The following is a 22,668-nucleotide window of genomic DNA, read 5'->3' on the forward strand; positions in this document are numbered from 1 at the left end:
ACTTCTCTTGCCATTCATCTCTTCTTAATTCTTTACTTATCAGTTGACTACATCATTTCATATCGTGATAAAAAGTGAGGATTTCATATGGTGAAATCCCTCTTATTTGCCTGCCTCGACGGTTTTCCATAAGGTGAAATTGAAGCGTAATAACCCAATATTTTACAAGTTAGGAGTCACATTGAGACTCATATAAAGAAATACGAACAAAGCCGTGACTAATTTCATGGCTAATACTACGACCAATATTACGGCTAATACCGCAAAAGATATTAAGAGGAACATATGAGCAGTTCAACCAAACCGACCATGATAATTCCAAGCTACGAAGATGTACTCGTTGCCCATGAACGTATTAAACCCTTTATTCATGAAACGCCGGTATTAACCTCACGTTTCCTAAATGAATTAACTGGGGCGGAGTTGTTTTTTAAATGTGAAAACTTGCAAAAGGCAGCGGCTTTTAAAGTACGCGGTGCCTGTAATGCTGTTTTTGGTTTAACCGATGCAGAAGCAAAAATTGGTGTTGCCACCCATTCATCAGGTAACCATGCCTTATCACTCTCTTACGCTGCTGGACGACGTGGAATTCCCGTTACCGTAGTAATGCCACGTACTGCACCACAAGCGAAGAAAGATGCCGTAATTGGTTATGGCGGCATCATTGTCGAATGTGAACCTTCTACCAGTTCTCGCGAAGCGGTATTTGCTGATGTTGTTGCACAGTCAGGAGCTGACTTTGTTCATCCATACAACGACCCACGTGTTATTGCAGGGCAAGCAACGTGTTCAAAAGAGTTGGTTAGTCAGGTGCAAGGCTTAGATACCGTGGTTGCGCCTATTGGCGGTGGCGGCATGATTTCAGGTACTTGCCTGACCTTATCAACCATTGCTCCAGATATAAAAATTTATGCGGCAGAGCCACTTAACGCTGACGATGCGGCACGTTCTTTCAAAGCCGGTTATATCATTGCTGATGATGCACCGGATACGGTTGCTGATGGTCTGAAAGTCCCTCTAAAAGACTTAACTTGGCATTTTGTTAAAAACCATGTCACCGATATTTTAACGGCAACCGAAGAGGAAATTGTTGCGGCAATGAAGCTTATTTGGATCCGCATGAAAATAGTTGTCGAGCCAAGTAGTGCAGTAACACTAGCCATTATTTTAAAAAATCCTGAGGTGTTTAAAGGCAAACGTATCGGCGTCATTTTGACTGGCGGAAATGTCGATTTAGACAAATTGCCGTGGATGAATAAATAAACCTAATTGGTAAAAATTTAAGTTAACTCAATACAAATAATTAAAATCTTGGAGAATAAAATGACAAAAGTAAACGATTTAGAAGTAGGTTATGACGTTCCAGCACTTCCAGGTATGGACGAAGCTGATATTCAAACACCTTGTTTGATAGTCGATTTAGACGCGTTAGAGCGCAACATTATTAAAATGGGTGGCTACGCAAAAGAGATGGGCGTTCGCCATCGTGTTCATGGAAAAATGCATAAATCGGTAGATATAGCACTTTTACAAGAAAAGTTGGGTGATAGCTGTGGTGTTTGTTGTCAAAAAGTATCAGAAGCAGAAGTTTTTGCTCGCGGTGGTATTAAAGACGTTTTAGTGTCAAACCAAGTACGTGATCCAGCCAAACTTGATCGTTTAGCACGCCTACCTAAGTTGGGCGCCCGTACTATTGTTTGTGTTGATGATTTGGAAAACGTTGCTGAATTAGCGGCTGCTGTTAATAAGCATGACACGCAGATTGAATGTTTAGTTGAAATTGACTGTGGCGCAGGCCGTTGTGGTGTAAGCGAAGGTCAACCTGTTGTTGATATCGCTAAAGCGATTGCAGCTACACCGGGTTTAACCTTCTCAGGCATTCAAGCATATCAAGGAGCTATGCAGCATTTAGAAAGTTTCCAAGAGCGTAAAGAAAAAATCGACATTGCAATTGGCATGGTTGCGCGCACGGTTGACATGCTTAAAGCTGAAGGGCTTGAGTGTGACATCGTTGGCGGTGGTGGTACGGGTTCATACTACTTTGAAGGCAACTCAGGCGTTTTCAATGAATTACAGTGTGGTTCTTACGCATTTATGGATGCGGATTACCAACGTATTCATGATGAAAATGGCAAGAGAATCTCAGAATTCGAAAATTCATTATTCATCTTAACGTCTGTTATGAGCCATACCAAAGCAGACAAAGCTATTTGTGATGCAGGTCTTAAGGCGCAATCAGTAGATAGTGGTTTACCGTACATCTTTGGTCGTGACGATGTTGAATACATTAAGTGTTCTGATGAGCATGGTGTTATTTCAGATGCTAGTGGCGCATTAAAAATTAATGAAAAACTTAAACTAGTGCCAGGTCATTGTGATCCAACGTGTAACGTACATGATTACTATGTTGGTGTACGTAATGGCAAGGTTGAAACGTTATGGCCAGTGTCTGCACGTGGTAAAGCTTTTTAATAGCAGCTTTATTGCAACCCATACCCTCGGCATTCGTTGAGGGTTTAGCAAATTTATTGGGTTTACCACTTTCCTAGGATAATAATTATGAGTAATTCACAAAGCAGTACAACAACAAATAGTTCACCAACAAGCTCTTTACCAGAAAAAAAGGGCGTATCCGTTGTTTCTGAAGAAATTTGCCAAGAAGTCATTGGTCGTGCAGATGCCTTTACCGCGGTAGAAAATGTATTTTCCGCCATGGCTAAAAATACCGCATACAACTTCCCAGTAATTCGTGAAGATATTGGTCATGCGGGTGCACTTTATGGTTTTAAATCAGGTTTTGACCGTGACGGCATGGTGTTAGGTTTAAAATCTGGCGGTTACTGGCCAGATAACATGGCACAGGGATTAACTAACCATCAGTCTACTGTTATTTTATTTGATCCCGATACCGGTAAGCTAAAATCACTGGTTGGTGGCAACTATTTAACCGCGGTACGTACTGCTGCCTCTTCTGCTGTTTCTATCGCGCATTTAGCGCGTAAAGATGCAAAAGTATTAGGTATGGTTGGTGCAGGTCACCAGTCTACTTTCCAATTACGTGCTGCAGTTGAGCAACGTGATTTTGAAAAAGTTGTCGCGTGGAACTTTCACCCGGACATGCTTCCTAACCTTGCTGCGGTAGCTAAAGAATTAGGTTTGCCATTTGAGTCAGTCACTCGCGAAGAGTTAGGTGCTCAAGCGGATGTCATTATTACCATTACTTCTGCTTTTGAATCATTAATAGAAAAAGATTGGATCAAGCCTGGTACTCACATCGCTTGTATGGGGACTGATACTAAAGGTAAACAAGAAGTTGATGCCGATTTATTAGCGACTGCTACTGTATTTACCGATGAGATTGCTCAATCTATTACTATTGGTGAAGCACAACACGCGGTTGCTACTGGTTTGATCAAAGCGTCTGATATCACGCCAATTGGTGATGTGATTAACGGGTCTAAACCGGGACGTACATCGGCTGAAGAAATCACCTTGTTTGATGGTACTGGCGTTGGTTTACAAGATTTAGCGGTTGCTTCGGTTGCTGCTGAATTAGCTGAAGCTAAAGGTCTAGCAACCTACTTCAATTTATAAGGCTTAGTGTTAGGGCATTTATCATATACGCTAATTAAAAATTAAAAAGTCCTAATGGCTGTTTATTCTTGTGAACAGCCATTTTTTTGTTTGGACAAAATAACACAGGTAAATGGTATTTATACTGTTAACTCAGTGTTGTTCACGTTAAATTGGTAAATCAATCCATCGCTGTAAAGTGTCAAAAAATGATGCGTTTTATACTTACCTTTTCCCTATTACTATTTTCAGCCACGATTAATGCTGAAGAAATCAAGCCTTTTACCTCTGATGGCTGTAGTTCCTTCCCCGATGGAACTTTTACCCAACAAAAATTATGGTTAAGTTGCTGTACTGCTCACGACTACACCTATTGGCAAGGAGGCACTTATGATGAGCGCGTAACCGCTGATAAAGAGCTTCAACAATGTGTGGCTAAAGTCGGACAGCCGGAAATAGCCGCGCTAATGCTTGCCGGTGTTCGTGTCGGCGGAACCCCTTTGTTGCCTACAACTTTTCGGTGGGGTTATGGCTGGTCCTATCCTCGTTGGTATCAAGCGTTAACCGTCGAAGAAAAAAAACAAATTAAATCACAATAACGGATATCAAAGGAGCTGTTTAGACCTGATCCTGAGCATGGTAGTAAATTAGTAAACGATAATTTGATTAAATAGCTACTAGGTAACGAAACTTCCATGTACTCAGCCAAATACACAAATAGTTACTTTTTCGGCTTGTTCTCTTTTTCGGCGAGCGTATAGTGCTTTTATGTATGTTTTAGATAGTGGAAGAATAATCAAATGGTAGTTATTAGAGAAGCGAACTTAGATGACCTTGCAAGCATTGCCGGATTACATGCACAAAGCTGGCGTGATAATTATCATTCAGTACTTTCTGCTGATTATCTGCTTGATAAGGTTTTTGCTGAAAGAGAAGCCGTGTGGACAACGCGATTAACAAAGCCACCGAGTAATCAATTGGTGTTAGTTGCTGAGGTCGAGGGTACCTTTTGCGGATTTGTTTGTGTCTTAGGTGCTAACCACCCTAAGTTTGGCACTATCATTGATAATCTTCATGTAAAGGTTGGTAGTAAAGGCCAAGGTACTGGTTCTCGTTTATTAGTTGCCGCAGCATCTTGGTCTATTGAAAACTATAGTGACCATGATTTATATCTTGAGGTTTTAGCGTGCAACAGTAATGCGATAGACTTTTATCAAGCTAAAGGGGGCAAAAATATTAAGACTGCTTATTGGCATACCCCTTGTGATAATAAAGTAAAAGAGTTCCTTTATAGTTGGGGTTCGCCAGAAAACTTAGCTAAGAATTTGGCTCATAATCTTGTTGAGAACGTTTGATGAAAGAATCGATAGATGAAGTGAAAAATGAGTTAAAATCTAAGTTATTGTATTGGAATAACCTAAAAAGTAGAAAAATAAAAGCAGGCGTAATCCTTGTATTTATCGGGGTTATTGTACTAAAAATATTCACCACAGTATTAACTTTTGATTGGGTCAGTGGTTTATTTACGTAAAAATCACAAAAGCTATCTAGTTAGCGGATATTGGTGATAGCTAAGTAGACCAAGTTAGGCTAAATTTAGTATCAATATATTAACCACTTACGAACCTTTTATATGCTAACTCGATTTGTTTTATTTTGCTTATTTTTAGCGTCATATACTGCTTTAGCAGATACAAATAAAAAGTTGGTTATTTATCATGATGCCGATTACTCATTAAATCAGTTATCGGCTAATGCAATGAAAATGGGATTGCTTACCGCATTTGATGAAGTTGACAATGAAATACAAGGCTTTAGTTTAGAGCTCAAAGAGAAAAATCATCGAGGTAATATTAAACGTAGTTTGCTAAGCATGAAAGATTTTCTTAAAGATGAAAAAGCATTGTTTATTCTTGGTGGTTTGCACTCTCCTCCGTATATAAAAAATCGTACCTTTATTAATGAAAATCAAATTCCTCTTTTAGTACCTTGGGCGGCAGGTGGCCCAATCACGCGCTATCCAAGCGCGGATAACTGGGTATTTCGCTTATCTGTTGATGATACTAAAGCAGGTATTCGCATTAGTGAATTCGCACTCCAGAACCTCTCCTGTAAAAACCCTCATTTGTTATTAGAAGATACCGCTTGGGGCAAATCGAATAAGAAAACAATGTCGTCATATTTGCAAGATAAAGTACCTTTTGGTTTAAGCTTATTCGGTTGGAATATTAAAGAAAATTCAGCGCGTATAATGGTTAGAAATATAATTTCAGCAGGTTATGATTGCGTCTTTTTTGTGGGTAATTTCAATGAAACTCATCAGTTTGTAAATGCTATGGCGGCGATGGAAAAAGAGAAAAGGTTGCCTATCATCAGTCACTGGGGAGCCACGGGAGGTGATGTAGATATGATATTCAATGAAAAGATTAAACAAGACGTATCTTTTCATTTTATTCAGAGTTGTTATTCCCTTGCTTCATCGAAGCAATCTTTATTTCAACGTTCAGTCATGGCAAGAGCAAAAAAGCTATTTCCTGAAGAGTTTACTTCGCCAGAAAAGGTTAAAGCGCCAGCAGGGTTTATACACGCTTACGATCTTGGACGATTAGCTATTTCGGCATTACAACAAATAGAATTGACCGGTAATATGAAGCAGGATCGTTTTTTATTCCAACAAGCCTTGGAGTCTTTGCAACAACCCGTTCAAGGGCTTATTAAAGAATATGACAAGCCGTTTTCTAAGTGGAGTGAACAACACCAAGATGCGCACGAAGCGTTAAGGCTTGAAAACTTCTGTATGGCAACTTTTGGTGAGCATAATCAAATTAACGTAACGGCTAATTAAGCGTTATGAACTTTTTAAAAAAACTTAAAAGCAAAGCGGGTCTTACCTATTTAGTGTTGTTGCTGGGATTCTTGTTTTCACTGTTAATAAATATTAACTTTGTGTCAGAGCGTGCCGTTTCTTCTTTAACACAACTTCAAGAAAGTCACACTAAGCTGCAGGCTCAGTCCACTTTTGATAATCTTCAGCAATTTCTTGAGAATCGCGTCAAGCTGCTTGCTGAATTAGGTGAATCGCCTATTGTCACTTCAAGTGTTATGGGGGTTGAACTGGCCTCGGCAAACTTGACCGATTTACTTAATGATCGAAAGATTTTGGGTTCTAAAGAAAAAATTTATATTACCGATTTTACTGGTGAATTAATTTACCCTAAACCTACGGTAAAACTTTCACGTCCACCGTTCATTGAAAACACAATTGAAAAGATAATTGACCATAAAGCACCGCTTGTTTTAACCATCATTAAAGACGCGGAACAGCATTATTTTAGTATCGCCATGCCGGTGAAATATAATAATGGTGTAGAAGGTATCATTAGCTTTGATATCGTCAGTCATTCCATTGAAAAACTTTTAGCCGAGTTAACTAAAGATAATAATTATGCGGTCAGTTTTGTTAATAAAAGTGATTTGTTTTTTCAAACAACGCCCTTAAATAATTATTCTTTAGTATCAACATACCCTGTTGCTAATACCGCAATGGAATTAAAATTTTATACCTCCACAAGTAAATTACAGGAGGAAAAAGAGCAGTATGTTTGGCAAATAGGTAGCACGCTGGCTGTGACTACCTTGTTTTCTTTTGTGTTATTAGCTTTGTTAATTCGTTCATTACTGATCAATCCATTAAAAAAACTGGCCATTTCAGAAAGAAAAATAAAACAAAGTGAAGAACGATATCAATTCGCTATCCAGGGCAGTAATGATGGGATTTGGGATTGGAACTACCAAACGGGAGACGTTTATTTCTCCGAGCGTTGGTTAGGTATGTTGGGATACGAACCGAAAGAAAAAAAAGGCAATGTAGAAACTTGGAGCGAACTCTGTCATCCAGATGACGTTGAGCGGACGTTGAAATTGGTTGAAGCCTGCTCTAAGGGTAGTCAAAATGGATATCGCATTGAATTTCGGATGCGCCACAAAAAGGGACATTGGGTACCTATTCTATCGCGAGCTTATGCCGCTCGTGACCCAGAATCACACGAAGTTCTGCGTTTTGTCGGCACGCATATTGACCTTACCCAACAGAAAATTGACGAACAAGTATTACGACAAGCGAAGCAGGCTGCCGAAGACGACAACCAAGCTAAAAGTGATTTTTTAGCTAATATGAGTCATGAGATTCGTACACCCATGAATGGTGTATTAGGTTCATTGCAAATATTGAAACGAGATAACTTGTCTGAGTCTTCAAAAGAAATGGTTGAAATGGGTATCACCTCTTCAAAAAATCTACTTGCAATTATTAATGATATTTTAGATTTATCTAAAATAGAATCCAATAACATTAGTTTAGAGTCACTACCGACCAACATCGAGGGGTTATTCAAATCTATAATTGCTGAACTTTCCTTGTCAGCTGAACAAAAAAAAATTGGCTTAATCTTTACCATAAAAAAAGGCATGCACGCCCATTGGTTGGCTGATCCGGTAAGATTGAGGCAAATTATTTTAAATTTAATTTCTAATGCAATTAAATTTACCCTTAAGGGTGAGGTGAACATTACCCTTAGTGAGCAAAATGAGGCATTGCTATTTGAGGTGAGAGACACGGGTATAGGTATTTCTGAAGCTCAAATTAATAAATTATTTAACCGTTTTGAACAAGCTGATGCGACAACCACTAGGAATTATGGCGGTACAGGTCTAGGTTTACCTATTGCTAAACAATTAACAAACCTAATGGGGGGAGAAATAACAGTCATCAGTGAAGAGCAGGTAGGTTCTACTTTTAGTGTCGTCTTACCATTAAATAAAACTGAGCCGGCAAGACATGACGCGTTGGCATTGACGCAAGTACAAGCGCCACAAGCAGAGAAGCTGAATATTCTGCTGGCAGAGGATAATAAGATAAATCAAAAGATTTTTAGTGCAGTGCTTCGCCCTACCAAAGCAACCATTCGTATTGCTAATGACGGTATAGAGGCAATCGATGAGGTGGGTAAGTTATTACCTGATTTGATTTTTATGGATATTCAAATGCCAAATATGGACGGTGTTCAGGCGTGTGAAATTATTAAAAATTCCCATCCCAATATTCCGGTTATTGCTTTAACCGCAAATGTTATGACACGCGATATTGATAAATATAAGCAGGCAGGGTTTGATCACTGTTTAGGTAAACCTATTGATGTAGATGAAATTTATACACTGATACAAAAATATACCGACTAACTCGATAGCCAATAAACTTGGGCAATAATTATGGGTAGTTATTAAAACGAAAAATTCATCTCAGTTGCAGTCTAAAATTTTTATCTGTGGTGTTTATTTACAATAGTTAGAACAAATGGAGATGAAAGTGTTAGCAGAGAAATATTGCTTAAAATTAGAAACCCCAACTGTCCAAGACTTTTTACTCTTACGTCGTAAAATAGGTTGGGGTGATCTTGCTGCTAACCTCGCTGAAAAGAGCTTAAATAGCAGCTTGTTTCACGTTATTATTTACTATGACGGACAACTTATTGGTATGGGGCGTGTGGTGGGGGATGGTGCGATGTACTTCTATATTCAGGATGTCATTGTTGATCCAAGTTATCAAAGCCAAGGTCTCGGCACTGTGCTAATGGATACAATAGAAGGTTATTTACGCTATACCGCACAAAAAGGCTCAACCATAGGTTTGTTATCAGCAGCCGGAAGAGAAAGTTTTTATGCTCGTTATGGCTATATTCAAAGACCTAGTGATTCTACGGGTCATGGTATGTGCAGGTTTGTATAATACCCATATCATTAAATTATTGCTCACTAGTGCTAGCTAAAATACTTCACGTCAATATTAAAAAGGCATTCCTATGATCGAGAGAAAATCTGGTATTTATGATGGTCGTAGTAAATTATCAGCCTATAAATACTTAGTGTGGACGGTAGCGACATCAGCAGATACCTCGGTGGGTATTGAACAACAAACATTACTTACTTTGGCGACAATTGAGGCGAATTTGACGGAGTTAAGCTCAGATAAAAGCCGAATTGTTTCTGCACAAGTTTATACCCGTTCCACTTGAAAATGCATGATTCAGCTGGAATTAGAAACGTCTTTAGGCAAGGCAAGGCATTGATTGAAGAGAATGGTAAGCCCCTTCTCAAAATCAATAACGCAGCATAAAGCGTTTCTAAACCTGCCCTTTGGGGAAGTCTGAGCAAATCATACTCAGCGTTACATTTCTTTTTAAGGGAATAACCCTTAATAAAAAAATGCGCCTTGTTTATGAGTCGCTCAAACTTCTTGAAACGAGCATTTTCAAATGGAGCGGGTATACATCGCTAAGATGACAGATAAACCCTTGATGGATACTGTATGGCAAAACTGGTTAGGCGATAATCCTCAACATTGGCCACAACGTGCATGCCTTGGAGTGAACCTTGAAGGTGATGTGCTAATTGAAGTGACAGTTACGGCAGTGCGTAGCACTTAATTGGTTTTATAAAAATGACTACACCTATACCAATAACCATGAATAATCTTATTAATGCCATTAAGGCTATCAACACTGAAGACCACACGTTACCTTTTGCGGTTTACTCCTCGATAAAATAGCAGCATTTATTAAATGTACCGATAGTGAAACCGTTATTTATCGCAGTCCTTGATGGAGATAAAAAATTAGGTAAGCAGGGGGAGATAATTTGTCGAGCGGGTGACTTCATCTTTTTATCGGATAACCCTGCGATAAATATGCGTAATATTCCGAAAGAAAAAGAATACTTTGCGTTATTGATTGAGTTTGAATATGAGGACTTTATCGGCATAGGTCCGAATACCCTCAGTGAACAATCTTTTAGTCTTGGGGAAATATCCATTGCCCTAGAGAAGTGCCTGCAGCAATTTGTTGAGTGGTCGTTATTCTCGCCGCAAGCCATGTGGTCATTACGCCGAAAAGAAATTTTACAATTGCTTTATCACTTGGGATATAAAGACATTTTATCGATGGCTGTGCCTCATAAGCTAGGGCAAAAAATACATGTCATTTTAAGTGAACAACCTTCAGTAGATGTAGCACTCGCCACTATTTGCCAAAAAGTCGCTATGAGCGAATCGACCCTCAGGCGCAAGTTATTCGCAGAAGGTACGACGATTCAAGAAATAAAAGATCAGGTGAAATTAGGACTTGGTTTGCACTTGTTACAAACGACTAGTCATTCAATTGTGTATATCGCAGAGCAATGTGGTTATCAGTCACAATCTCGTTTTACCAGCCGCTTTAAAGGGCGATTTGGTCTGACACCTTCAGCTTTACGTAAAACTAAAGTGACGGATTAGGGCGAAAACTTGACGGGATTGAGACTATAAATATTGCGGGCGATCGATAAAATATTCCCTATTGAAATAACCGATATTCAACCATCAATGCCCATTACGTTAAATAAGGAACATGATTATGTTTAAGTCGTTCACAGCCGTTGCTTTACTCACCTTAAGTCTTTCATCAACCGTTTTCGCCGAGTCGCTTAAGTTGTCTAGTCAGGATATTACCAACGGAGAGTTCATGTCTAAAGCGCAAGAATTTACTGGCTTTGGTTGTAGTGGAAGTGATTTATCACCACAGCTGAAATGGTCTGGTGCGCCTGAAGGGACTAAAAGTTTCGCTATTACCGCTTATGATCCTGACGCGCCGACAGGTAGTGGTTGGTGGCATTGGCAAATCGTGAATATTCCTAGCACAGTGACAGAAGTTGCTGCCGGTGCAGGTAGCACAAAAAAAGCTTTAGCCCCTGAAGGTAGCATGCAAATAACGAATGATTATGGAAGCCAAGGTTTTGGTGGTGCTTGTCCTCCAGCAGGCCATGGTATTCATCATTATCGCTTTACCGTGCATGCACTATCAGTTGATAAGCTTGAATTGCCAGAAGGAGCTTCAGGCGCGTTAGCAGGCTATATGATTAATGCCAACACTATCGAAACAAGCACGATAGAGTCTTTATATAAACGAGACTAAGATTTAACTGAATTGCTTTGCTCTTTCAAATGCTGAAAATCAGAGTCTAGGCATTCGTTTAAAATAAAAGTTGATGAGTGATAGCACGTTACACTCATCAACTTTATTGTCTCTATTTTAAGTCACGTATACCGGCGCACTGACTTTTATTTTTCGACTATTCCGCCAACGTCTCCACGAAAGCATGGCCCCGGTGTAAACTAACAAACATGCTAATAGTGATGCTAAGCCCGCAATAGTTTGTCCAAAGGGTCCAAAAAACTCTCCCGTATGCAGAAACCTAATATAGCTGCGTAATTTACTATAAGTGGATAGTTGCTCAAATTTTTGTTCCTGTACCAAATCACCCGTTGTTTTATTTAGCAGTACTTTAAGCCGCTTTTGTGGCTCGCCACCATTGCCCTGATCGACTTGATATACTTTGTTATTGGTCGGGATATTCTCTAATAAATCGTCTAGTGAGGAGTCTAATAAATTGTCTAATGAAAATTGAATGGTTTGCCACTGTGGGTAAAGCGCTTTGATCCTTAATAATTGCTGTTCAATAGGAAGTTGTAATAAGGTCTGCTGAGCTGAAACCTGCACAGGTTTTTCGAGAGACAATGACTCCGTTGATACTAGGTTTTTAAGGGTATTACCGGGCCATTTAAACGAAAAGAATAGCGCGGTAACCACCAAGACAAAAAGCACGGGTGCCATATAAACACCAAACACGTTATGCCATTGGTAATTTCTAGCACTTTTGTTGGGGTAATTACCCGATAAGGTTAATCTTTGTTTAAATGCTCTCGACTTAAATCGTTTAGGTAGCCATAAATAAAGCCCTGAAAGAATTAGCACAAGAAAAATAATATTTGCTATGCCATTGACCCATCGACCCGTTTCACTAAATTTCCCGTCAAATGTTAACCAACGATGAAAAGCACGTAATTTACTGAAAAAAGTTTTAGTATTTTGACCCGGTACTGCTAATTCAGCCCCAGTATAGGGATTAAGATAAGCGACTTTCTTTCTACCATCTTTGACTATAATCGGTGCATTATCTTGATTTTCTATCACAATTTCAGCGATCTTTTTCGTAGGATAACCTTTGGCAATAATCAAGAGTTCTGACATTGGTAAAATGGGTGTCGAACTTGTTGGCGCAGCAGGGTAATCAGCACGCTCGGCCGCTTTAATCATCTGACGTTCATAGGTTAATGCAACACCAGTGATAGACATTAAAAAAATAAAAATAGCGGCGCTACAACCTAGGATCAAATGTAGCCAAAAAAAGGTTTTTCTTATATTCATCTATTTACCTTGAGCCAGTACTGATAAGTGCTGGGTATGAAACTTCCTTGAGTACGAAAAAAGATAAGCGTCGTGCTTATCTATAATATGTTTAATCAAATTTAGCAGAAAGAATTTTGCTGGTTTTGAAGTGACGTTTTGGGTGATTGTAATATACTTTAATTACTTTAATTACTTTAATTACTTTAAATACGAATGATTCGTTATTGTATGTGTTTTTAGTATATTCATGTCTAGCTATAAAAAATAGCAATAAAAAAGCCGCTATTAATAGCGGCTTTGTGGGCAAATAAAATAGATTAAATCTAACTATATCTAAGCAAGTTAGTTAAGCATCATTCATATAGTTATCAGGTAAAGGTAACGCAGCAACACCTGAATCTACAGCGGCCTTAGCCACTGCTAGGGCAACATTTTTACACAACCTCGGATCCATAGGTCGAGGAATAATGTAACCTTTACCAAAAGATAATTGCTTTTCGCCGCTTGCCTGTAAAACGCTTTCTGGCACGTCTTGTTTGGCAAGCTCTCTAATAGCATGCACCGCTGCTATTTTCATCTCGTTGTTAATTTTACGCGCTCGCACATCTAAAGCGCCGCGGAAAATAAATGGGAAACATAAAACATTGTTTACTTGGTTAGGGTAATCAGAACGACCTGTCGCCATAATTAAATCACTTCTTACACTATGCGCTAACTCAGGTTTTATTTCAGGATCTGGGTTAGAACAAGCAAACACCACAGGGTTGTCTGCCATTTTCTTTAACTGTTCGGTATTAAGTAAGTTAGGGCCAGAAACACCCAGAAAAACATCAGCCCCTTCAATGACATCGTCTAGGGTTCTTTTGTCGGTGTTATTGGCAAATCGTGTTTTATATTCAGACAAGTCACTACGACGGGTATGAATAACGCCTTTAGTATCGAGCATGTAGATTTTTTCACGCATTGCGCCACATTGGATCAAAAGTTCCATACAGGCAATCGCCGCGGCACCCGCACCTAAACAAACAATATTAGCTTGTTCAATTTTCTTATTTTGAATTTCTAAGGCGTTAATCATGGCTGCCGCCGTTACGATGGCAGTACCGTGCTGGTCATCATGAAATATCGGTATTTTACAACGCTCATTAAGGGCTTTTTCAATAACAAAACATTCAGGGGCTTTGATATCTTCTAAGTTAATACCACCAAAGCTATCGGCAATACAGGCAACCGTATTGATAAATTCTTCGGTTGTTTTATGGGTTACTTCTATATCGAAAGAGTTAATGTCGGCAAAACGCTTAAACAATAAAGCTTTACCTTCCATCACTGGCTTGGAGGCCATTGGGCCTAAATTACCTAATCCTAATACTGCAGTACCATTTGAGATAACGGCAACGGTATTGCCTTTGCCTGTGTACTTGTAAACATCGTCAGGGTTTTTGGCTATTTCTCGACAAGGCTCGGCGACACCTGGACTATAGGCTAGCGATAAATCGGCACTTGTTTCGGCGGCTGTGGTGATGGCAATGGCAATCTTGCCTGGTGTTGGCAAGGCGTGATAATCCAGTGCTGCTTGTTTAAAATCAGACATGAGTAGACCTATTTTTTAGTGTTATAAGATTAAAAATATATAAATTAAGGGGCAGTACTCAACGTGCCGGTTGGGGTAGCATGTTGAATACCAAAAAGTTGTTGTTTATAAAATCACATCGTTGACTTTAAGGTAATAAGCTTATGATTAATCGGTTAAATGCAGGGTTGATGAATGCAAAATACCGTCGATTACTTCGAAACCTACTACTGTGTTTAAAGGCGTTTTTTGTAGATGGACAGTCAAAAAAACGCGCAATGAAAAATCTGCCAATCACACCATGAGATTGCTGTAACCGTCATCTTCGAAGTATCTGATCGAAGATCCATCACTTTTTAGTGACTGGATCCTCGATTCAGGTTTGTGGTTCCAGACCAAAGCTAAGTACCTACATCTATGTAGGCAAAGACACCACGAGGATGACGTCCCTGAACCATATGCATAGGCACGATAACTTATAAGGTGCTTAAAAACGCCATACTGCTAAAAATTGCACGGTATTATCATCAACACCTTTAGCACCTAGCTTATTTTTCCAGTATTGGTACTCAATACCCGCGAATAAACGGTTAGATGGCGTGCCAATCAATTCACCAACATCTAGGCGAACTTGTGGTTGAATTAGAATCCAAGATTCTAGTTCGGTAGTGCCGAAGTTATTAACTTGAGTACGACCGTCAATATACTCTGCGTGGCCTTCAAAACTCCAACTAGTAGAACCTAATTTAAAAGGTAAAGCCCAAGCAAAATCGACCATGAAACTGCTGTCTTCATCAATAATTGAGAAAGGAGCACCGAAGTTACCCGCTAAAGATGAATCAGCACCGCTTGCATGGATAAATGCAGTAATATCAAATTGTGCAAAAGCAAAACCGGGTAAATCTAAGGCTAAGCGTACACCGGGTAATACCCAAGAGCTGTCTACTTCTGGCGCGTAGTTAAAGCCAGCAACTAAGCCAATGTCTTTCACCGGACCAAAAGATAAATCATTACCTGTCAGCGCACCTAAGCTAAAGTTTGAATACCATTCACCGTAAAATTCAGCGGAATCATTTAAGCCATTCTTTCCAGAATATTGTGAATGGTCGACGAAGAAGAAGTTATCGCCGTATTCCCAACCACCAGCATGTTGGAAAGTAGTAATTGTACCTGTTGATGTTCCTGGAGCACCTGCACTTTCAAATTCACCACCTGCTTGTAGTTGAACTTCGGTATTACTCCAGATTTCTGCTGATGCCATTGGGGCATTTAACGCAGCGGCTAATGCAAGTGCGGTAAGTGATGCTGAAATTTTCATAGTGTCTCTCTTAATGTTATTTAATTTTAATTATTTTAGTTTTAATTTTTTAAATATGTTCATGTTTTCACTATTTTCCGTAACTTGACACCTGTGTCAGGTTACGGTTTACTAAGATACATCAGGTTGTTTTATAAACACAACTAAAAATTAAAACTAAAATAGAAGGTAAAGCAATTATGACATTTAAATCATTTAATCCACCACAAAGAATTTTAATGGGCCCTGGCCCTTCGGACGTTAGTGCACGAGTTCTCTCTGCATTGGCTAGACCTACTATAGGTCATTTAGACCCTTTATTTATCAATATGATGGATGAAGTGAAAACTTTGCTGCAATATGCATTTCAAACAAAAAATGAATTCACCATTGCTTTATCAGCACCGGGTTCAGCAGGTATGGAAGCCTGTTTTGTAAACTTAGTAGAAGCGGGTGATAAAGTCATTGTTTGTCGCAATGGTGTTTTTGGTGACCGTATGATTCAAAACGTTACCAGAATAGGCGCAGAGGCCATTGTGGTTGACTCTCCATGGGGTCGTGCTGTTGAAACACACAAGGTAAAAGCCGCGTTACATGACCATCCCGATGCTAAGTTTTTAGCCTTTGTTCATGCAGAAACGTCAACAGGTGCTGTGTCAGATGCTAAAGCCCTTTGTAAAATGGCGCAAGAGCATGATTGTTTGACGATTGTTGATGCCGTGACATCATTAGGTGGTATTGAGCTTAAAGTGGATGAATGGGGCATTGACGCCATTTATTCAGGTACGCAGAAATGTATGTCTTGTGTACCAGGCATATCACCAATCTCTTTCAGCCCTAGGGCTGTAGAGGTAGTTCAAAACCGTAAAACTCAAATACAAAGCTGGTTCTTAGATCAAACGTTAGTCATGGGTTATTGGTCAGGTAAAGGTAAGCGTAGTTATCACCATACTGCACCGGTAAACTCATTATATGCGCTACATGAAGCCTTGTTTATGTTACATGATGAAGGTCTAGAAAATAGCTGGGCACGTCATAGAGAACAGCACGAAGTCTTAGCTAAGGGACTGAAAGAGTTAGGTATTGAGTTTATCGTACCGGAAGAAGAGCGCTTACCTCAGTTGAATGCAATTTACATCCCTGACGGTGCTGATGATGCGAAAGTAAGAGATTATTTACTAGATCACTACAACCTTGAAATTGGTGCGGGTTTAGGTGCTTTTGCTGGTAAAGCATGGCGCATTGGTTTGATGGGACATGCCGCTAAAAGTGAAAATGTGGCCTTATGTTTAACCGCATTAAAGGATGCTTTGAACCAATAAGAGTAAAATAACGCTGATTAAAGCGCTCCATAAATGAAAAAAGATCACCTTTTGGTGGTCTTTTTTTTTGCATAGTGAAATATAAAGCGCTTTTTATGTACGATTTTACCACTTAACTTTTCACAATGTGGAAGTGAAAGGACTTTCTTGATAAGCCAATACGGACCTTTTCAGACGTTGAATTACCACGTAACTGATATTTTCGACAGCTGATGTATTTTTCGGTAGCGATTAACGTTTAGAAAATGGATTTTTAGTCTTTATGAATGGCTGTATTTTTTCAATACTTCCTCGGTTAAAGTGCAGCCGAGTGTAAACTAAAACATTAACCGTCTTAGAACCTAGATAAATGAAAAGAAATAGTTATACTGCTAATTATGACTTTTATAAAAATCCTATTTTTACTTTACCTTTTTTCCTTCTCTGTCTTAGCGCATACCAGCTTACAGTCGGATGATTCTCAAGCAAAAAAGGGCAAAGTTATTCTAACAGTAGCTATTGAAGAGATAGGTTACTTTCCATTTAACTATGAAGAAAATGAAGAAATTAAGGGTCTCACTATTGATATTCTTGATTACGTTGAAGCTAATTCAAAATATGCTTTTGACTTTATAGCACGACCTTGGCCTAGGGCGCTTCATCTGGTTGAGCAAGGTCAAATTGATCTTATACTCACTTTATTTAAAACGTCAAAACGTGAGCAGAGTTATCATTTCATAGAGCCTTCTTATGCTAATGAAGTTAATCAATTGTTTACTTTAAAGGATAGTAACCTTGAGTTTACTGGCCAATTACAGCAATTGACGGCATATTCTATCGGTACTACAAGAGAGTACTCATATGGAGAATTGTTCGATCGGGCAAGTTATCTAACTAAATTACCCGCATTAACGGAAGAAGTCTTATTGAAGCTATTGCTCAGTAGACGAATTGATATAGCTATCGCCAATCCGCTTATTTTTAATCGAATTATTTCCAAAGAGAATGTGAGTGCTCAGATTAAAGCGATAAAGCCCCAAATAGCAATCACACCAGTATATATGGCGTTAACAAAGGCCAGAGAAGACTCTAAAGAAATAAAACAAACGATTGGAGAACTCATCCAACAATTAAAAGCCTCTGCCTATTACCAGGAGTTATTGGAAAAATATCAACTCAACTATTAATTAATATCGACTACATTAGCTTTGTCAGATAAGTACAGCTGGACTAGCTTAAGCTAAACCGCAGCCTTTTAAGATAATTTTGGTCAGTGATGTTATGACATCATCAAAATCATCATCGTTCATTGCTTCTTTACCAAAACCAGCCAATACCTGCACATTAAAGTCAGCATAATGCTGGGTTGAACTCCAAATAAGGAATAACAAATGATGTGGGTTTATTGCGTCTATTTGGCCCTGTTCAATCCAGGTTTCGATGACAGTAATTTTTTTATCTAACCACTGCTTAAATTCGGTATGCAAATAGTCTTTAAGAATAGGCGCACCATGAATAACTTCACTGGCAAAAATCTTAGAGCCATCAGGATCATGTTTGGCATGCATGATTTTTTCATGAATATACGCAGTCAAAATTGTTTTAGGATCATCATCAATACTTAAGGTATCAAAGCTAGTGTTCCAACTGACAATAATTTCGCTGAGTAACTGCTGATACAGATCGGTTTTATCATTGAAATAATAATGAATATTCGCTCTTGGGATACTTGCTCGTTCGGCAATACGCTTAATGGATGCGCCTTTAAAACCGTGGGTTACAAATTCTGTTTTAGCCGCAGTTAAAATAAGCGCCACATTCTTTTGGCGAATTTGTCCGACTGATTCTTTCTTTACCTGCACAGATACCTCATAACTTCATTTATAGTGGAGAAAAAGAACTGTATAACAAGTTTTCGCCTACAGCTATAGCTTTCTGGTAAATGGAATCAATAATTGCGATAAATCAAAAATATGACAAGTAATACTAAGCGGATAATGGTGAGTGTTTGCTTTTAACCATAAGGTGTAGGGGAGTAATAAAGTATCACAGTGAAAACTCGGTTAACCAGTTTCAGTTTTTGCCACAAAGCGGTCATTAGGTAAATTTAGTATAAAACTTTTACTCCCATAATACCTATCGCCATTAACCCTGAGAAAAAAGAAACTATAACTGTAATGGCTGTATACGAAAGTAATAAAACTATATTGCGCTCTCGGCTTTTACTGGTATCAGAGATACGAAATAATGCAAAGGAGCCAATAACATAACTGATGAATATAACTACTCCTACAGATATAGTTAGGAAGGTTCCACCGCCAAAAATTGACCTACAAATGAAGGCAAATAATATTGGTGCCCAGATAGGGCTTATAACAAGTAACTTTTCAACAGCAATAACTTTTTTATGCACTTTAATCGAATCAAGGCGCTTGCTTAAGTGATCAGCCTTTCGGAGAATCCGTTGTTCTAGTGAGTTATCATCCATGACCTGATATTTACCTAACGCGCCAATAAGGGGCTAAAAATTGTTTGCTAAAATGTTGAGGAACGAAAACAGCAAACTGTTTTTAGTCCTGCTTGATTGGCTTGTCATGTGATTTATAAATTATTATCCGCGTAATGAACAATTGCATCACCTAAGTAATCAACCATTTCGGGGTGATATGAATTATGAAACTTTTTCATATCTTCATTTTCTTTATAAAAGATCCCCATACCTATATATGCTTCTTTAGATGGAGTATAAAAGCGGCAAGCGATTTCAAAATGCTCTTTCATTAACGTTTGAACGTGTGCATTATCAGCGGCGGTCTCATCAGCGTAATCGGCTAATTTTTTGTATAAGACGTCCCAATCTTGATGGACAAGCTCTCTATTAACATGCGCCCAGTTATCGGTAATTGATAAACTATGAGTCTGCTCTGCATCAAGAGCAGTTTTACATTCAGTTAAATATTCTTTACTTAATTTATTCATTTCTAGATATTCCATTAATTTGAATTTATTCGCGACAAACTAGCCGAATCACATAACAGCTTATTATGGATCTGGCTCAGTAATGCCCGTTCCATAATTAAAATTTAATTTACAGCAATGCCCCACAAATTCAAAGTATTAGAAACCACTGCAACCAATTATTTAATAAAAGATAGGGTATTACTAAGCCCGCTCAGTAACACTCCTAAAAAATATTCATTAGAAAATATAAGGCTAACGTCCGAAATGCGCACAAAGTGACCATAAAAAAAGAGCGGTATTTCCGACCTTTTAAGTAGTTCCTATATAACTTTTTACTACTCTCCCGTAATAGGTGGGAGTAATAGCAGTAGCGTGATGTTAGTAAAATTCACTTAAAAAAAGCAAGATAACTTAGCGGCTAAGTCATCTTGCTTTGATAGGGCAAGTCGCCTTTCCCGTGATTACTTAATAGGTAATCCCAGGTTATGTATTAATGCGCAGCTTTTACGTCAATACGGCGTTTATGCAATAACGGTTCAGTATAACCGCTGGGCTGTTCTTTACCTGTAAAGATGAGTTCAGCTGCCGTTTTAAAGGCAATGCTATTCTCTAAATCAGTCGACATTGCTATGTAACTGGTATCATTGGCATTTTGCTGATCAACAATAGGCGCCATACGTTCTAATGACTCATTCACTTGGCTTTCACTGATCACACCATGATGCAGCCAGTTACAGATATGCTGACTAGATATTCTTAAGGTGGCTCTATCTTCCATGCGGGCAACATTATCGATATCAGGTACTTTAGAGCAGCCAATACCTTGGTTAACCCAACGCACCACATAACCCAATAAGCCTTGAATGTTATTGTCTAATTCTTTTTGAATGGCCGCAGTTGACAAGTCAGCTTGGTTTTTCAATAAAGGAATAGTCAATAAATCAGTTAAATCATCGATTGTGCCAGGTAAAGAAAACTCAGCTTGCATAGCGTTTTGCACGGCTTTCACATTTACTTTGTGATAATGCATTACATGTAAAGTCGCTGCTGTAGGTGAGGGTACCCAAGCACAGTTTGCACCTGATTGCGGATGGGCTATTTTGTTTTTTACCATGGCTGACATTTGGTCAGGTATGGCCCACATGCCCTTACCGATTTGCGCTTTACCTTGCAGACCGGCTTGCAAACCAATTCTGACATTACGCAATTCATAAGCCTTAATCCATGGCTCATCTTTCATCAATTCTTTTTGTGCCATAGCACCAGCAAGCATGCTGGTATGCATTTCATCGCCAGTACGATCTAAAAAACCGGTATTGATGAAGGCAACACGGGTTTGTGCCGCGCGAATACATTCTTTTAAGTTGGCTGAGGTACGACGTTCTTCATCCATAATACCCATTTTAATGGTATTTTCAGCTAGTCCTAAATTACGCTCGATAGCGCTAAATAAGTCATGACTAAAAGTAACTTCTTCAGGGCCGTGCATTTTAGGTTTTACAATGTAAATGCTGCCTTTTTTGGAGTTCTTAAATTTAGAGCTACCTTTTAAATCATGTAATGAAATTAAGGTGGTGATAAGTCCATCGACAATACCTTCAGGTACATTTTCATCATTTTCGGTGACGATAGCATCGGTAGTCATCAATAAGCCGACATTACGGATAAACTGCAGGCTTCTTCCTGATAATGAAAAAGGCGTTTGGCTCGGTGATAAATAATCACGGTCGTGATTTAAAGTACGAGTTATCGTTTTGTCACCTTTTTGAATGATCTCAGCAAGGTCACCTTTCATTAAACCTAACCAGTTACGGTAAACAGCGGTTTTATCACTCGCATCAACCGCAGCAATAGAGTCTTCACAATCTTGAATAGTGCTTAAGGCAGACTCTAATACGACATCTTTAACAAAGGCGGCATCGGTTTTACCAACAATGTTATCTTTATCTATTTGGATTTCGATGTGCAAACCATTATGACGGCAAAGTAGCGCTGTAGGAGCATCGGTAGAGCCGTTGTAACCGACAAATTGTGCTGCATCTTTTAGCTGAACTTGTTCGCCAGAGAATAAGGTAACGGTGAAGTTTTTATTAATAATATGATACTGCACCGCATCAATATGACTACCTGATGTTAACGGTAAAGTATCGTCTAAAAATCGGCGCGCGTATGCTTGCACTCTACGTCCACGAACAGGGTTGAACGCTTTCGTTTGTTGGGCGCCGTTATCATCACCGATAACGTCAGTACCATATAATGCATCATATAAACTGCCCCATCGTGCGTTTGCGGCATTAAGGGCAAACCTTGCATTCATTAAAGGAACAACCAGTTGAGGGCCTGCTACCAGGGCAACCTCATCATCAACATTTTTAGTGGAGATAGTAAAATCTGCTTTTTCTTCTACCAGATAACCTATTTCTTTTAAAAACAATTGATAGCGTTGTTGGTCAAAAGGTTGATTTGCTGCATCACTGTGCCATACATCAATTTGTGCCTGTAAATTAGCTCTGGTTGTTAATAACTGCTGATTGCGTGGAGTAAACTCAGTTAAAACCTCAGCAACAGAATCCCAGAAGTGATCGGCAGTAATATTAAGACCAGGTAATACATCGTGATTGACTAAATTAACTAAACAGCCTGCAACCTTATAACCGTGCTTGATTGTTTTTTGCTTCATTTTTT

The 22,668-nt window shown here is 38.9% G+C and carries 22 protein-coding genes; 15 read left to right on the forward strand and 7 right to left on the reverse strand.

Annotation, left to right across the window (positions count from 1 at the left end):
• Positions 1-285: 285 nt before the first annotated feature.
• The 13 genes from bhcB (at position 286) to CXF85_RS18265 (ending at position 11,576) form a co-directional block, all read left to right on the forward strand.
• A complete protein-coding gene (gene bhcB, locus CXF85_RS18205; RefSeq protein WP_101230063.1) occupies positions 286-1,263 on the forward strand; it encodes a beta-hydroxyaspartate dehydratase BhcB in 978 nt (325 codons plus the stop codon).
• A gap of 60 nt (positions 1,264-1,323) precedes the next feature.
• Positions 1,324-2,472, forward strand: a complete 1,149-nt coding sequence (gene bhcC / locus CXF85_RS18210; RefSeq protein WP_101230064.1) for a 3-hydroxy-D-aspartate aldolase BhcC — start codon at positions 1,324-1,326, stop codon at positions 2,470-2,472.
• Positions 2,473-2,559: 87 nt separating this feature from the next.
• Complete coding sequence (bhcD, locus tag CXF85_RS18215) at positions 2,560-3,594, forward strand: iminosuccinate reductase BhcD (protein ID WP_101230065.1); 1,035 nt, start codon at positions 2,560-2,562, stop codon at positions 3,592-3,594.
• A 191-nt stretch (positions 3,595-3,785) separates the two neighbouring features.
• Positions 3,786-4,172, forward strand: a complete 387-nt coding sequence (locus tag CXF85_RS18220) for a hypothetical protein (protein ID WP_442871883.1) — start codon at positions 3,786-3,788, stop codon at positions 4,170-4,172.
• 201 nt (positions 4,173-4,373) lie between these two features.
• A complete protein-coding gene (locus CXF85_RS18225; protein WP_101230067.1) occupies positions 4,374-4,928 on the forward strand; it encodes a GNAT family N-acetyltransferase in 555 nt (184 codons plus the stop codon).
• Positions 4,928-5,104, forward strand: coding sequence for a hypothetical protein (locus CXF85_RS22990; protein ID WP_198555688.1), 177 nt, complete (start codon positions 4,928-4,930; stop codon positions 5,102-5,104). The genes CXF85_RS18225 and CXF85_RS22990 overlap by 1 nt, the downstream gene beginning before the upstream one ends.
• A gap of 102 nt (positions 5,105-5,206) precedes the next feature.
• A complete protein-coding gene (locus CXF85_RS18230) occupies positions 5,207-6,418 on the forward strand; it encodes an ABC transporter substrate-binding protein (RefSeq protein ID WP_101230068.1) in 1,212 nt (403 codons plus the stop codon).
• Between the two features lie 5 nt (positions 6,419-6,423).
• The gene (locus CXF85_RS18235; protein ID WP_101230069.1) at positions 6,424-8,811 is read left to right on the forward strand and encodes an ATP-binding protein; all 2,388 of its coding nucleotides are present in this window, start codon (positions 6,424-6,426) and stop codon (positions 8,809-8,811) included.
• A gap of 121 nt (positions 8,812-8,932) precedes the next feature.
• The gene (locus CXF85_RS18240) at positions 8,933-9,358 is read left to right on the forward strand and encodes a GNAT family N-acetyltransferase (protein ID WP_101230070.1); all 426 of its coding nucleotides are present in this window, start codon (positions 8,933-8,935) and stop codon (positions 9,356-9,358) included.
• A 73-nt stretch (positions 9,359-9,431) separates the two neighbouring features.
• The gene (locus CXF85_RS18245; protein WP_198555690.1) at positions 9,432-9,644 is read left to right on the forward strand and encodes a hypothetical protein; all 213 of its coding nucleotides are present in this window, start codon (positions 9,432-9,434) and stop codon (positions 9,642-9,644) included.
• Positions 9,645-9,884: 240 nt separating this feature from the next.
• Entirely contained in the window at positions 9,885-10,055 is a 171-nt protein-coding gene (locus tag CXF85_RS18255; RefSeq protein WP_198555692.1) for a hypothetical protein, read from the forward strand.
• Between the two features lie 146 nt (positions 10,056-10,201).
• On the forward strand, positions 10,202-10,900 hold the full coding sequence (locus CXF85_RS18260; protein WP_232771256.1) for a helix-turn-helix transcriptional regulator: 699 nt from the start codon (positions 10,202-10,204) through the stop codon (positions 10,898-10,900).
• A 118-nt stretch (positions 10,901-11,018) separates the two neighbouring features.
• The gene (locus CXF85_RS18265; RefSeq protein WP_101230072.1) at positions 11,019-11,576 is read left to right on the forward strand and encodes a YbhB/YbcL family Raf kinase inhibitor-like protein; all 558 of its coding nucleotides are present in this window, start codon (positions 11,019-11,021) and stop codon (positions 11,574-11,576) included.
• Between the two features lie 117 nt (positions 11,577-11,693).
• Here CXF85_RS18265 and CXF85_RS18270 read toward each other — a convergent pair whose 3' ends face one another.
• From CXF85_RS18270 to CXF85_RS18280, 3 genes are all read right to left on the reverse strand, one after another.
• The gene (locus CXF85_RS18270) at positions 11,694-12,869 is read right to left on the reverse strand and encodes a PepSY-associated TM helix domain-containing protein (RefSeq protein ID WP_101230073.1); all 1,176 of its coding nucleotides are present in this window, start codon (positions 12,867-12,869) and stop codon (positions 11,694-11,696) included.
• 328 nt (positions 12,870-13,197) lie between these two features.
• Complete coding sequence (locus CXF85_RS18275; protein ID WP_101230074.1) at positions 13,198-14,445, reverse strand: malic enzyme-like NAD(P)-binding protein; 1,248 nt, start codon at positions 14,443-14,445, stop codon at positions 13,198-13,200.
• 466 nt (positions 14,446-14,911) lie between these two features.
• Positions 14,912-15,742, reverse strand: a complete 831-nt coding sequence (locus CXF85_RS18280; RefSeq protein WP_101230075.1) for a hypothetical protein — start codon at positions 15,740-15,742, stop codon at positions 14,912-14,914.
• 179 nt (positions 15,743-15,921) lie between these two features.
• On the opposite strand from CXF85_RS18280, the gene CXF85_RS18285 reads away from it, so the two are divergent.
• A complete protein-coding gene (locus CXF85_RS18285) occupies positions 15,922-17,043 on the forward strand; it encodes a pyridoxal-phosphate-dependent aminotransferase family protein (RefSeq protein ID WP_101230076.1) in 1,122 nt (373 codons plus the stop codon).
• 377 nt (positions 17,044-17,420) lie between these two features.
• Positions 17,421-18,209 (forward strand): substrate-binding periplasmic protein, encoded by a 789-nt coding sequence (locus CXF85_RS18290; protein WP_101230077.1) that lies wholly within the window; start codon positions 17,421-17,423, stop codon positions 18,207-18,209.
• Positions 18,210-18,257: 48 nt separating this feature from the next.
• On the opposite strand, the gene CXF85_RS18295 is transcribed toward CXF85_RS18290, so the two are convergent.
• From CXF85_RS18295 to CXF85_RS18310, 4 genes are all read right to left on the reverse strand, one after another.
• On the reverse strand, positions 18,258-18,884 hold the full coding sequence (locus CXF85_RS18295) for a TetR/AcrR family transcriptional regulator (RefSeq protein WP_101230078.1): 627 nt from the start codon (positions 18,882-18,884) through the stop codon (positions 18,258-18,260).
• A 245-nt stretch (positions 18,885-19,129) separates the two neighbouring features.
• Positions 19,130-19,510: a hypothetical protein gene (locus CXF85_RS18300; protein WP_101230079.1), complete on the reverse strand. Its 381-nt coding sequence runs from the start codon at positions 19,508-19,510 to the stop codon at positions 19,130-19,132.
• Between the two features lie 113 nt (positions 19,511-19,623).
• Positions 19,624-20,001: a TipAS antibiotic-recognition domain-containing protein gene (locus CXF85_RS18305; protein WP_101230080.1), complete on the reverse strand. Its 378-nt coding sequence runs from the start codon at positions 19,999-20,001 to the stop codon at positions 19,624-19,626.
• A 472-nt stretch (positions 20,002-20,473) separates the two neighbouring features.
• Positions 20,474-22,663: a malate synthase G gene (locus CXF85_RS18310; protein WP_101230081.1), complete on the reverse strand. Its 2,190-nt coding sequence runs from the start codon at positions 22,661-22,663 to the stop codon at positions 20,474-20,476.
• Positions 22,664-22,668 lie beyond the last annotated feature (5 nt).

Origin of the sequence: Colwellia sp. 75C3, from assembly GCF_002836255.1 — a bacterium.
Taxonomy (GTDB): domain Bacteria; phylum Pseudomonadota; class Gammaproteobacteria; order Enterobacterales; family Alteromonadaceae; genus Colwellia.

What these genes read in the sequence shown, in the direction of transcription:
- CXF85_RS18220 (WP_442871883.1), top strand. Translation starts at nt 3,786, where the DNA reads ATGCGTTTTATACTTACCTTTTCCCTATTACTATTTTCAGCCACGATT.
- CXF85_RS18235 (WP_101230069.1), top strand. Translation starts at nt 6,424, where the DNA reads ATGAACTTTTTAAAAAAACTTAAAAGCAAAGCGGGTCTTACCTATTTA.
- bhcB (WP_101230063.1), top strand. Translation starts at nt 286, where the DNA reads ATGAGCAGTTCAACCAAACCGACCATGATAATTCCAAGCTACGAAGAT.
- CXF85_RS22990 (WP_198555688.1), top strand. Translation starts at nt 4,928, where the DNA reads ATGAAAGAATCGATAGATGAAGTGAAAAATGAGTTAAAATCTAAGTTA.
- CXF85_RS18270 (WP_101230073.1), bottom strand. Translation starts at nt 12,869, where the DNA reads ATGAATATAAGAAAAACCTTTTTTTGGCTACATTTGATCCTAGGTTGT.
- CXF85_RS18255 (WP_198555692.1), top strand. Translation starts at nt 9,885, where the DNA reads ATGGAGCGGGTATACATCGCTAAGATGACAGATAAACCCTTGATGGAT.
- CXF85_RS18230 (WP_101230068.1), top strand. Translation starts at nt 5,207, where the DNA reads ATGCTAACTCGATTTGTTTTATTTTGCTTATTTTTAGCGTCATATACT.
- CXF85_RS18245 (WP_198555690.1), top strand. Translation starts at nt 9,432, where the DNA reads ATGATCGAGAGAAAATCTGGTATTTATGATGGTCGTAGTAAATTATCA.
- CXF85_RS18290 (WP_101230077.1), top strand. Translation starts at nt 17,421, where the DNA reads ATGACTTTTATAAAAATCCTATTTTTACTTTACCTTTTTTCCTTCTCT.
- bhcD (WP_101230065.1), top strand. Translation starts at nt 2,560, where the DNA reads ATGAGTAATTCACAAAGCAGTACAACAACAAATAGTTCACCAACAAGC.
- CXF85_RS18225 (WP_101230067.1), top strand. Translation starts at nt 4,374, where the DNA reads ATGGTAGTTATTAGAGAAGCGAACTTAGATGACCTTGCAAGCATTGCC.
- CXF85_RS18300 (WP_101230079.1), bottom strand. Translation starts at nt 19,510, where the DNA reads ATGGATGATAACTCACTAGAACAACGGATTCTCCGAAAGGCTGATCAC.
- CXF85_RS18305 (WP_101230080.1), bottom strand. Translation starts at nt 20,001, where the DNA reads ATGAATAAATTAAGTAAAGAATATTTAACTGAATGTAAAACTGCTCTT.
- CXF85_RS18275 (WP_101230074.1), bottom strand. Translation starts at nt 14,445, where the DNA reads ATGTCTGATTTTAAACAAGCAGCACTGGATTATCACGCCTTGCCAACA.
- CXF85_RS18280 (WP_101230075.1), bottom strand. Translation starts at nt 15,742, where the DNA reads ATGAAAATTTCAGCATCACTTACCGCACTTGCATTAGCCGCTGCGTTA.
- CXF85_RS18310 (WP_101230081.1), bottom strand. Translation starts at nt 22,663, where the DNA reads ATGAAGCAAAAAACAATCAAGCACGGTTATAAGGTTGCAGGCTGTTTA.
- CXF85_RS18240 (WP_101230070.1), top strand. Translation starts at nt 8,933, where the DNA reads ATGAAAGTGTTAGCAGAGAAATATTGCTTAAAATTAGAAACCCCAACT.
- bhcC (WP_101230064.1), top strand. Translation starts at nt 1,324, where the DNA reads ATGACAAAAGTAAACGATTTAGAAGTAGGTTATGACGTTCCAGCACTT.
- CXF85_RS18285 (WP_101230076.1), top strand. Translation starts at nt 15,922, where the DNA reads ATGACATTTAAATCATTTAATCCACCACAAAGAATTTTAATGGGCCCT.
- CXF85_RS18265 (WP_101230072.1), top strand. Translation starts at nt 11,019, where the DNA reads ATGTTTAAGTCGTTCACAGCCGTTGCTTTACTCACCTTAAGTCTTTCA.